The sequence below is a fragment of the Saccharospirillum sp. genome (assembly GCF_040881935.1).
Classification (GTDB): Bacteria; Pseudomonadota; Gammaproteobacteria; order Pseudomonadales; family Natronospirillaceae; genus Saccharospirillum.
The window spans coordinates 52573-62987 of the sequence record NZ_JBBECH010000084.1 but is presented as its reverse complement, the minus strand read 5'-3'; the positions used below and the strand labels follow the sequence as shown (position 1 = coordinate 62987).

General features: G+C 61.8%; 5 protein-coding genes and 1 CRISPR repeat array (1 of these 6 running past the window's edge). Of the genes, 4 read left to right on the top strand and 1 reads right to left on the bottom strand.

Annotated features, from left to right (window positions below; genetic code table 11):
• On the top strand, positions 1 to 73 hold a 73-nt coding region (locus WEB54_RS15930), incomplete at its 5' end, for a type II toxin-antitoxin system YoeB family toxin (RefSeq protein ID WP_368056695.1).
• A 100-nt stretch (positions 74 to 173) separates the two neighbouring features.
• On the opposite strand, the gene WEB54_RS15925 is transcribed toward WEB54_RS15930, so the two are convergent.
• The gene (locus WEB54_RS15925; protein ID WP_368056692.1) at positions 174 to 1112 is read right to left on the bottom strand and encodes a carbon-nitrogen hydrolase family protein; all 939 of its coding nucleotides are present in this window, start codon (positions 1110 to 1112) and stop codon (positions 174 to 176) included.
• Positions 1113 to 1278: 166 nt separating this feature from the next.
• Between WEB54_RS15925 and WEB54_RS15920 the strand changes: the two genes are divergently transcribed.
• The 3 genes from WEB54_RS15920 (at position 1279) to WEB54_RS15910 (ending at position 2850) form a co-directional block, all read left to right on the top strand.
• The gene (locus WEB54_RS15920) at positions 1279 to 1998 is read left to right on the top strand and encodes a winged helix-turn-helix transcriptional regulator (protein ID WP_368056691.1); all 720 of its coding nucleotides are present in this window, start codon (positions 1279 to 1281) and stop codon (positions 1996 to 1998) included.
• 73 nt (positions 1999 to 2071) lie between these two features.
• Positions 2072 to 2302 carry a hypothetical protein gene (locus WEB54_RS15915; RefSeq protein ID WP_368056690.1) on the top strand — a complete coding sequence of 77 codons (231 nt, stop codon included), beginning with the start codon at positions 2072 to 2074 and terminating at the stop codon, positions 2300 to 2302.
• A 179-nt stretch (positions 2303 to 2481) separates the two neighbouring features.
• Positions 2482 to 2850, top strand: coding sequence for a hypothetical protein (locus tag WEB54_RS15910; protein ID WP_368056689.1), 369 nt, complete (start codon positions 2482 to 2484; stop codon positions 2848 to 2850).
• Between the two features lie 36 nt (positions 2851 to 2886).
• Positions 2887 to 10415: direct repeats of the CRISPR family, unit length 29 nt; unit sequence CGGTTGATCCCCGCGCCTGCGGGGAACGG; it runs 430 nt beyond the window's last position.

Sequence of the window (10415 nt, the reverse complement as noted above, 5' to 3'; positions counted from 1 at the left end):
CGAAGAACACCGCATCGTTTATAAGGTCACGGATGACGCTTTGCTCATTGCACAGTTGCGGTACCACTATTGATCAATAGGGTCATTAAACCTGACTCTCCTGAAACGCTTCCTAACTGGCCTAATCGTTCATGACACACCTCGACTTTATTGCTACAGGGTATTGGTCGCCCCTATTCGTTAAAACTGACCGGTCTTTGCTGACGGGTATTCACTTGCAGTGAAAAAATGTCAGGCCGCGAATAGTGACCGGCGATATCAAGGCTCCGCCTGGCCGCAGTCACTTCACCCACATCAATATCAGCCAGCAGCAAGCCGGTTTCCTGCCGTAGTGGTCCCGCCACTATCTCTCCCGCGGGGGAAATGACCACCGAATCACCAGAGTTGATCCATTCTTCCTTGTCCGGATACAAGCGCCCTGCCTCCGGGAAGTCTTCGGGTAGATCACGGGTACGCAGCACATTGCCCGCCCCCAAAACCCAGCACCCGCCTTCCCGGGCTATATGCTGCAAGGTACGAAGCCAGCGATCACCGCTGTCGTAGGTCGGGGCGATATAGATATCGATGCCCTGCGCGAACAGAGCGTAGCGCGCCAGCGGCATATAATTCTCCCAGCAAATAAGAGAGCCCACCCGGCCAATGGGTGTGTCGACAACTTTCAAGCCACTGGCATCGCCGAACCCCCAGACCATGCGCTCCGGGTTCGTCGGCATGAGTTTGCGGTGGCAATTCTGCACAATGCCTTGCGGACTGATGGTCAGCACGGAGTTATAGACTGTGGTTCGGCTGGAGTCACCATCGCGTTCATTGATGCCGCACACAACCGTCATCCGCATCTCCTTTGCAGCATCCAGAAGGGGCTGTAACTGGTCAGATCCAAGTTGCACCGAGTTGGCTAACAAGCGCCCGTGCAATTGCTCCGACAACCCCCAGTCACCGCCTGGTTTCAGCCGCCATATCCAGGCGGGGTAGCCTGGAATAAAAGTTTCCGAGAAAACCACCAGTTCAGCTCCTTTATCGGCAGCCTCCCGCACCAGCTGGGCGGCCTTTTCTATGGTCTTTTCCCGATCCAGAAAAACCGGGGGTTCCTGAACTATCGCTATTTTTGCCATGGTCATGTCCTCCTGAGAGAAATTAGCCTGGGCGAAACGCCTGGCAGGCTGGGAGCGCACTCAGAGGTTGGTTTCCGGTGAGCCCAGCAATGACTATCTGCCTAACAGGCAGCCGCCGATAGTCCAGAAAATGGAGTGCCAGGCGCCAATGAAAGGAATAGGATGAATGATCGGGGCGCCACCCCTTCCCATGGAGTCGAAACTTATGACTAACTATGGACAATTCTGCACCGTGGCCCGGGGGTCGGAAATTCTCGGGGAACGATGGACACCACTGGTCGTGCGGGAGCTGCTTTGCGGGAGCACTCATTTCAATGAGATACGCCGCGGAGTACCGAGGATGTCGGCAACGCTTTTGGCGCAGCGCCTGAAGAAACTGGAAGAGGTCGGCGTTCTCATGCGCGTCCAGAGTGACAATAACGTTGAGTATGTGCTTACCCCTGCGGGAGAAGAGCTACGCCCTATCATCCTGGCCATCGGTCACTGGGGGTCGAGGTGGATTGGCAGCCGGTTGCAAGCTAACCAGCTCGATGCCGGCTTCCTGATGTGGGACATCCGCCGTTTCGCGCACAGTGACGAATTCCCCGCTGACCGCAGAGTGGTTATCCACTTTTTTCTAAACGACGCCCGGCCCCGGGAGCGACACTGGTGGCTTGTAGCTGCCGACGGAGAGGTTGACCTATGCCGGGAAGACCCGGGCCATGAGCTGACGTTGGTACTGGAGGCCAGCGTTGCAAGCCTGACTGACATATGGACGGGTGACAGTGATCCGGCCACGGAACAAGAAGCCCGCCGACTTGTGGTTCGGGGCAGCAGAGCCGACTCGAGACACCTTTGGCAGTGGCTTGGTCAAAGCGTGTTTGCGACGAGCAGAAATCGTCATTAAGTCAAAAGTACCTAGTACAATGTAACATTTAATATTGCGCATTATATACTGATGGCAATCATAGGAGGTTGCCATGTCGCTAAGATATCGCGTCACACTGACCAAAGAAGAACGTGAAGACCTTGAAGCGTTAACACGCAATGGAAAAATCGGAGCCAAGAAATTTATCCATGCTCGTGCATTATTGTTGTGTGATGCCGGTGCTGATGGTCCCGCATGGACGGTTGCCAATGTAGCAGAAGCACTGGGAGTCACCCTCGAACTATGGAACACCTCAAGAAACGTTTCGTTGAGGAAGGGCTAAGCGGCCTTGGTACGGAAACCCTGGGAAAGCCGTCACGCGACGTCGTTTTCGACGGAGCCTTTAAGGCACTATTGATAGCTTTGGCGTGCTCGGATGCCCCAGAGGGATACAAGCGCTGGACCGTCAGATTACAGGCAGACAAAGCCGTTTAACTTGAATTTTCCGCCTCCGTTTCACATATGACTGTGCAACGGGTTTTTAAAAAAAACGAACTTAAACCTCACCTCAGTAAATACTGGAAAATCCCGCCGCAAGGGAGCCCAGCCTTTGTAGCAGCGATGGAGGATGTACTGGAGGTCTATCAACTTCCTTATGATCCCGATTATCCGGTGGTATGTATGGACGAATCCAGCAAGCAACTGATCAGTGAAATTCATACGCCGATACCCTGCAAGCCAGGACAACCGATGCGAATGGACAACGAATACGTCAGAAACGGTGTGGCTGAGATCTTCATGGAAGTGGAGCCTCTGGCCGGCAAGCGCCATCGCGATCACGGAACGAAGGACCCGAAAGAACTGGGCGCAGCAGATCAAACAGATGCTTAACGGGCGCGCTAAAGAGGGGGATTTATGCCGTATTTGCGGTTGATCCCCGCGCCTGCGGGGAACGGGAAACGCCCTTTTGCGTGGCTAAAGAATTGATCGGTTGATCCCCGCGCCTGCGGGGAACGGATTGCGGTCTACCTCTGCATTACGGTTGCGGGCGGTTGATCCCCGCGCCTGCGGGGAACGGATATGGGATGACCCTCATAGCGCCGAGTCGGCCGGTTGATCCCCGCGCCTGCGGGGAACGGCTATACGGCCCATAAGAAGTATTTGATTCGGCCGGTTGATCCCCGCGCCTGCGGGGAACGGGACGACGGTTTGCTGGGATTCCCTAGCGATGGCGGTTGATCCCCGCGCCTGCGGGGAACGGCGTTGAGTACGTCCGATAATGTCGCGTCCTGACGGTTGATCCCCGCGCCTGCGGGGAACGGGCCGCCTAGAATCGTCGTGGTGAATGATTCATCGGTTGATCCCCGCGCCTGCGGGGAACGGAATTCCGGTTTCCGGATCGTAATGAAGGAGCTCGGTTGATCCCCGCGCCTGCGGGGAACGGTCCGAGTTTGACGAAAAAGTAGACAGCCTGAGCGGTTGATCCCCGCGCCTGCGGGGAACGGCTGACCAGCGCGCCGCATTAATGGACAAAGAACGGTTGATCCCCGCGCCTGCGGGGAACGGCCGCAGTTGGGACATACGATTTTATTCGCCATCGGTTGATCCCCGCGCCTGCGGGGAACGGACTACGGTGTAGGTGTCGCGCTCGATTTCGGCCGGTTGATCCCCGCGCCTGCGGGGAACGGTGAAACACCCGGTTGGCGCCATCGAAAAAGCGCGGTTGATCCCCGCGCCTGCGGGGAACGGCACCGGTATCGCTTCCCCGGCGTAGGTCTCGACGGTTGATCCCCGCGCCTGCGGGGAACGGATGGAGACTCGCAGACGTGAGCTGGTCCGGCGCGGTTGATCCCCGCGCCTGCGGGGAACGGTTAACGATGCCGGGTGAATTTACCGTCGATTACGGTTGATCCCCGCGCCTGCGGGGAACGGCTTAGGTGGATTCATATTGAATTTATAGGTGACGGTTGATCCCCGCGCCTGCGGGGAACGGTGGTAGCTAGCACGTTCGATATAGCGGAGGCCCGGTTGATCCCCGCGCCTGCGGGGAACGGCGCCTGTTCCTGCACGTACTGCTGTTGGCGCTCGGTTGATCCCCGCGCCTGCGGGGAACGGGCACAACACGATACGCCATGCCTCCAAAACTACGGTTGATCCCCGCGCCTGCGGGGAACGGATGATCGATTTTAAAAATGGTGATGTTATGCACGGTTGATCCCCGCGCCTGCGGGGAACGGTCTGACATTGCCAATTCAGTTAAGCGGGAAACCGGTTGATCCCCGCGCCTGCGGGGAACGGTGCCATTTCATCAAGTGACGCCGGTAACAGCACGGTTGATCCCCGCGCCTGCGGGGAACGGAGCTTTTGGATCTGCTGTCGCTCGCAGAAAGCCGGTTGATCCCCGCGCCTGCGGGGAACGGCCGCTCAACCTCAGCCCGCAGCCGCTCGTTTTCGGTTGATCCCCGCGCCTGCGGGGAACGGGTGCTCAATCAATACTTGCAAGTATCCCCACACGGTTGATCCCCGCGCCTGCGGGGAACGGTGTCTTTAACGCTAATCCATTCATTCATGTCTCGGTTGATCCCCGCGCCTGCGGGGAACGGGGCGGGTCTTGGTTCTTCTGCATATGCGGAGTCGGTTGATCCCCGCGCCTGCGGGGAACGGTTCAGCCAGTTCCCCGCAAGCCATCAACCGCGCGGTTGATCCCCGCGCCTGCGGGGAACGGTTTAGAGCGCTGCCACCCGTGTAAGTTGGTGACGGTTGATCCCCGCGCCTGCGGGGAACGGTGGTACCGACCGGTAATGGCTGGGTCGGGGTGCGGTTGATCCCCGCGCCTGCGGGGAACGGCTGCCGTTTCAATCCGCGATTGTTGATCCGGGCGGTTGATCCCCGCGCCTGCGGGGAACGGCTACACATGCGATAAGGCCAGCGTATGCGATGCGGTTGATCCCCGCGCCTGCGGGGAACGGTTGGCCGTCGGGCAATGGTTTTGCCTGGCCATCGGTTGATCCCCGCGCCTGCGGGGAACGGAGACCCAATGCCGGATTATCAAACCAGTCAACTGGTTGATCCCCGCGCCTGCGGGGAACGGGTGACTCTATCGCCCGAGTTAGTCAACCCCGCCGGTTGATCCCCGCGCCTGCGGGGAACGGATTCACCAATGCCACCGCACAGACTCAGCCCACGGTTGATCCCCGCGCCTGCGGGGAACGGTAATGCCAGTACCAGTGGTCATTGGGGTCGGACGGTTGATCCCCGCGCCTGCGGGGAACGGACCTCCCGCTCAAGCTCGCGCAATTCCCATCGCGGTTGATCCCCGCGCCTGCGGGGAACGGGACAGGCGCTCAGACAGAACGCGAGTCGCCTTCGGTTGATCCCCGCGCCTGCGGGGAACGGGGCCGCCTCAATGGCTGCTTGGTGTTCACGCTCGGTTGATCCCCGCGCCTGCGGGGAACGGTTGTGTGCGGGAGACTGGATCTTGAACAAGCACGGTTGATCCCCGCGCCTGCGGGGAACGGTGTCCCAGTGAACTCCATCAGAAGGTCGTCTGCGGTTGATCCCCGCGCCTGCGGGGAACGGTCCATTCCCAGCCAGTCAGCGTCTACATTGCGCGGTTGATCCCCGCGCCTGCGGGGAACGGTGGGCAGCGTCCGGGTGCACCTCGATAAGCATCGGTTGATCCCCGCGCCTGCGGGGAACGGCTAGAAATAAAATCCCGGAATGAACGTGCGCGCGGTTGATCCCCGCGCCTGCGGGGAACGGCGCCTCTTTCAGCTTGTCGAGAATGGTGTCAACGGTTGATCCCCGCGCCTGCGGGGAACGGCGTGTTTCTTCAAACGTGGTCGCTTTATCCAACGGTTGATCCCCGCGCCTGCGGGGAACGGCTGTCCTTCAAGCTCAAGCTCTAGCTCCTCGCCGGTTGATCCCCGCGCCTGCGGGGAACGGTTCGGCGGCCTTGCGCGTCATCTGGGTAACGTCGGTTGATCCCCGCGCCTGCGGGGAACGGGCTTGCTGCTGGTTCGGCTTGTTTTGGCCACTCGGTTGATCCCCGCGCCTGCGGGGAACGGTTTCAGAGAGAATGTTGGGCACTGTAAGGCAGCGGTTGATCCCCGCGCCTGCGGGGAACGGTCCTCGTTGTAGAACACCCGCTTGCCGGCCATCGGTTGATCCCCGCGCCTGCGGGGAACGGTCCAGCGTGGTGGCCACCTCCTCCATTACCGGCGGTTGATCCCCGCGCCTGCGGGGAACGGGCCACGGAAAGCAGCAAATGCCCGACCACCCACGGTTGATCCCCGCGCCTGCGGGGAACGGTGTTCAGGTTACCCGCTTCGGTGGCCAGCCAGCGGTTGATCCCCGCGCCTGCGGGGAACGGGTGGTAATGGGCATACGGATGTCAGCGGCGAACGGTTGATCCCCGCGCCTGCGGGGAACGGGCCACGGAAAGCAGCAAATGCCCGACCACCCACGGTTGATCCCCGCGCCTGCGGGGAACGGCTGCAGCTTTTCGTTGCCGGCGAAGATTATGACGGTTGATCCCCGCGCCTGCGGGGAACGGTGCTCCTTGGTAGCCGAACCGGGGAAGGTGCCCGGTTGATCCCCGCGCCTGCGGGGAACGGCACCGAACTCCAGTTCAACGACGTCCTGCTCGCGGTTGATCCCCGCGCCTGCGGGGAACGGTTATGCGGGCGCCCTGGGTGCTGGCCAACGCGCGGTTGATCCCCGCGCCTGCGGGGAACGGCTTTCCGATTTCACCGTCTGCCTGGTCCATCGCGGTTGATCCCCGCGCCTGCGGGGAACGGCGTCCTGTTCCTGTTCAGACATGCGTTACACCCGGTTGATCCCCGCGCCTGCGGGGAACGGAAACGCCAGGCGTTCAGCGACGCTGCGGGTCACGGTTGATCCCCGCGCCTGCGGGGAACGGGCAAAGGGCATGCGCTGGCAGTCCAGGCATTCCGGTTGATCCCCGCGCCTGCGGGGAACGGTTTTATCAGCCGATCTCGTTCCAGGTCATAATCGGTTGATCCCCGCGCCTGCGGGGAACGGTGCTCCGGTACCACGTCAGAACCGGACACCCGCGGTTGATCCCCGCGCCTGCGGGGAACGGTGAGCAGCCAGCAGGAAGCGGCGTAACTGCGCCGGTTGATCCCCGCGCCTGCGGGGAACGGGTCATACGCCTCGGCAGATGCACGCAGCTGCGCGGTTGATCCCCGCGCCTGCGGGGAACGGGACCTGTGTACCGTCGCGGCGGACCTTTGGCGCGGTTGATCCCCGCGCCTGCGGGGAACGGTTCAAATTTAGGCGCAGCCTCTTGGGTTGCCTCGGTTGATCCCCGCGCCTGCGGGGAACGGTAAACCCTACTCAAAGGATGGCATTGAATGAGCGGTTGATCCCCGCGCCTGCGGGGAACGGGTCTGCAGCTAGGCGGCTTTGATTTATCTCTATGGTTGATCCCCGCGCCTGCGGGGAACGGTGTTCTTCAGCGCCCCTAGCCTCAATGTCACGCGGTTGATCCCCGCGCCTGCGGGGAACGGGCCGGTAGCCTGTGCGCCCATGCCTGCCAAGCCGGTTGATCCCCGCGCCTGCGGGGAACGGGTTCCTGTGTCAATCAGGACTTGGCTGCTGCCCGGTTGATCCCCGCGCCTGCGGGGAACGGAGCTGGTTAACGCCGCGCTGAGTCTGCGGAATCGGTTGATCCCCGCGCCTGCGGGGAACGGCTGGGTGCGTTCGTCTGACCAGCGGCCATCAACGGTTGATCCCCGCGCCTGCGGGGAACGGGCAATGACTCTTATTGGCGTCTCAGTTACAGGCGGTTGATCCCCGCGCCTGCGGGGAACGGTCAGAAAGGCGGCTCTTGATTGCCAAAGCCACCGGTTGATCCCCGCGCCTGCGGGGAACGGGTCGTTAATCCCGTTTTCATAGAGCACCGGGACGGTTGATCCCCGCGCCTGCGGGGAACGGCGATGCGTCTATAGTAACAGATGAGCCCCCGGCGGTTGATCCCCGCGCCTGCGGGGAACGGGTAGTGGTTGGCCGTTGTGCCGGAATTACCCACGGTTGATCCCCGCGCCTGCGGGGAACGGTTTATGGCCTATTTCCTGAGCATGAAGTAGACCGGTTGATCCCCGCGCCTGCGGGGAACGGGTGCCTGTGGATGACGAGTTGGGCTTACACAGCGGTTGATCCCCGCGCCTGCGGGGAACGGCGGGGTGCATTCATCGTCAACGATGCCCGCGTCGGTTGATCCCCGCGCCTGCGGGGAACGGTGCCGGACATCCTGCATGGAGCCCTGAAACATCGGTTGATCCCCGCGCCTGCGGGGAACGGTTTGAGGTCGTGTCGAGCGTAGCGCCCATATCCGGTTGATCCCCGCGCCTGCGGGGAACGGGTCACTTCTCTGGTATTGTCGGCGGATTTCGACGGTTGATCCCCGCGCCTGCGGGGAACGGCTATCGCCCGACTCATACAAGCACACCCTGAGCGGTTGATCCCCGCGCCTGCGGGGAACGGTTACTCGGGCGATTAAGATGCTATCCCGGGAGCGGTTGATCCCCGCGCCTGCGGGGAACGGTTGCCGATCAATTCAGGCGCAACGTGTATCGGCGGTTGATCCCCGCGCCTGCGGGGAACGGAGCGCGGTCGAGTGTATGGCCCTGAACATCTACGGTTGATCCCCGCGCCTGCGGGGAACGGAGACGCGCGACGGGCAGCCCGAACCTCGTGATCGGTTGATCCCCGCGCCTGCGGGGAACGGAGGAGTCAGGCACCCAGCTTGCTCAGCAGGATCGGTTGATCCCCGCGCCTGCGGGGAACGGCGGTTTACCCGGAAGATCACGAAATGTCTGTTCGGTTGATCCCCGCGCCTGCGGGGAACGGTGCACCCGGTCGAGGTACTGCTGTGGAACCGACGGTTGATCCCCGCGCCTGCGGGGAACGGCTCAATACAGTGGATCAAACAATTCGCGAATACGGTTGATCCCCGCGCCTGCGGGGAACGGGTCTTAGCATCGAACGGCAGGCGCACTTCAAACGGTTGATCCCCGCGCCTGCGGGGAACGGGAACATCGGCGGCAATGTCATCATCCCATTGGCGGTTGATCCCCGCGCCTGCGGGGAACGGTAAGCGACAAGTACCGGTCTGTATTGGCTGAGCGGTTGATCCCCGCGCCTGCGGGGAACGGGCTTTCAGTAACAAACCAGCCGTTACCCTGCACGGTTGATCCCCGCGCCTGCGGGGAACGGGGCGGGAATGGCGGAAGCTCTGGCTCTACACCCGGTTGATCCCCGCGCCTGCGGGGAACGGTTCTTGTCTTCCCGATGCTTTGCCCGCCTGGCCGGTTGATCCCCGCGCCTGCGGGGAACGGGATGAAGGCGTTGAATGCCTGCTGTGCCTCGGCGGTTGATCCCCGCGCCTGCGGGGAACGGGTTTCTGGCTCTGGCCTAAAGCTGAGCGTGTGCGGTTGATCCCCGCGCCTGCGGGGAACGGGGCCAAGCGCCAAGCCAAACAACGCGAAAAGGCGGTTGATCCCCGCGCCTGCGGGGAACGGGGCAATGACAAATCCTCGAGCAATCAATTCATCGGTTGATCCCCGCGCCTGCGGGGAACGGTTCCCAGTCATCAGGCTCTCGACATGCTCCGCCGGTTGATCCCCGCGCCTGCGGGGAACGGCCAATACCGACCGGGCCAAATATCTCAGTGGCCGGTTGATCCCCGCGCCTGCGGGGAACGGATGCGGACACAGCGCGGCAGTGATTCAGATATCGGTTGATCCCCGCGCCTGCGGGGAACGGAATCTCAACCGGCAAGCCAAAGGTTGCGGCTACGGTTGATCCCCGCGCCTGCGGGGAACGGCTTAATTCGCCTCCAGTTCCATTCAAGATCACCGGTTGATCCCCGCGCCTGCGGGGAACGGATTACGCCGGGCGAGACTGAGGGCCTGCTACACGGTTGATCCCCGCGCCTGCGGGGAACGGGCTTCGTCGTTTTTGCGGATTTGTGCCGCGCTCGGTTGATCCCCGCGCCTGCGGGGAACGGGATCTTGTAACGTAGCTAAATGATCCATGCCACGGTTGATCCCCGCGCCTGCGGGGAACGGAGCTGATCCTGTTTGGCACGTCACCGTCCGGACGGTTGATCCCCGCGCCTGCGGGGAACGGGGTCCCAACACTCCCACTTCGGCTCATAGACACGGTTGATCCCCGCGCCTGCGGGGAACGGTCACGGTATTCATCAAGCATTGCTTGAATAAACGGTTGATCCCCGCGCCTGCGGGGAACGGGGCACCACCGTACAGGCGAGACCAGGCAATAGCGGTTGATCCCCGCGCCTGCGGGGAACGGAAGATCCTCTGCGTAAAATTTAGCACTCATTTCGGTTGATCCCCGCGCCTGCGGGGAACGGTTCTTGTCTTCCCGATGCTTTGCCCGCCTGGCCGGTTGATCCCCGCGCCTGCGGGGAA

Excerpts from the sequence above, each read along its gene's own strand:
- WEB54_RS15910 (WP_368056689.1), top strand. The coding sequence starts at position 2,482 with ATGACTGTGCAACGGGTTTTTAAAAAAAACGAACTTAAACCTCACCTC.
- WEB54_RS15920 (WP_368056691.1), top strand. The coding sequence starts at position 1,279 with ATGATCGGGGCGCCACCCCTTCCCATGGAGTCGAAACTTATGACTAAC.
- WEB54_RS15925 (WP_368056692.1), bottom strand. The coding sequence starts at position 1,112 with ATGGCAAAAATAGCGATAGTTCAGGAACCCCCGGTTTTTCTGGATCGG.
- WEB54_RS15915 (WP_368056690.1), top strand. The coding sequence starts at position 2,072 with ATGTCGCTAAGATATCGCGTCACACTGACCAAAGAAGAACGTGAAGAC.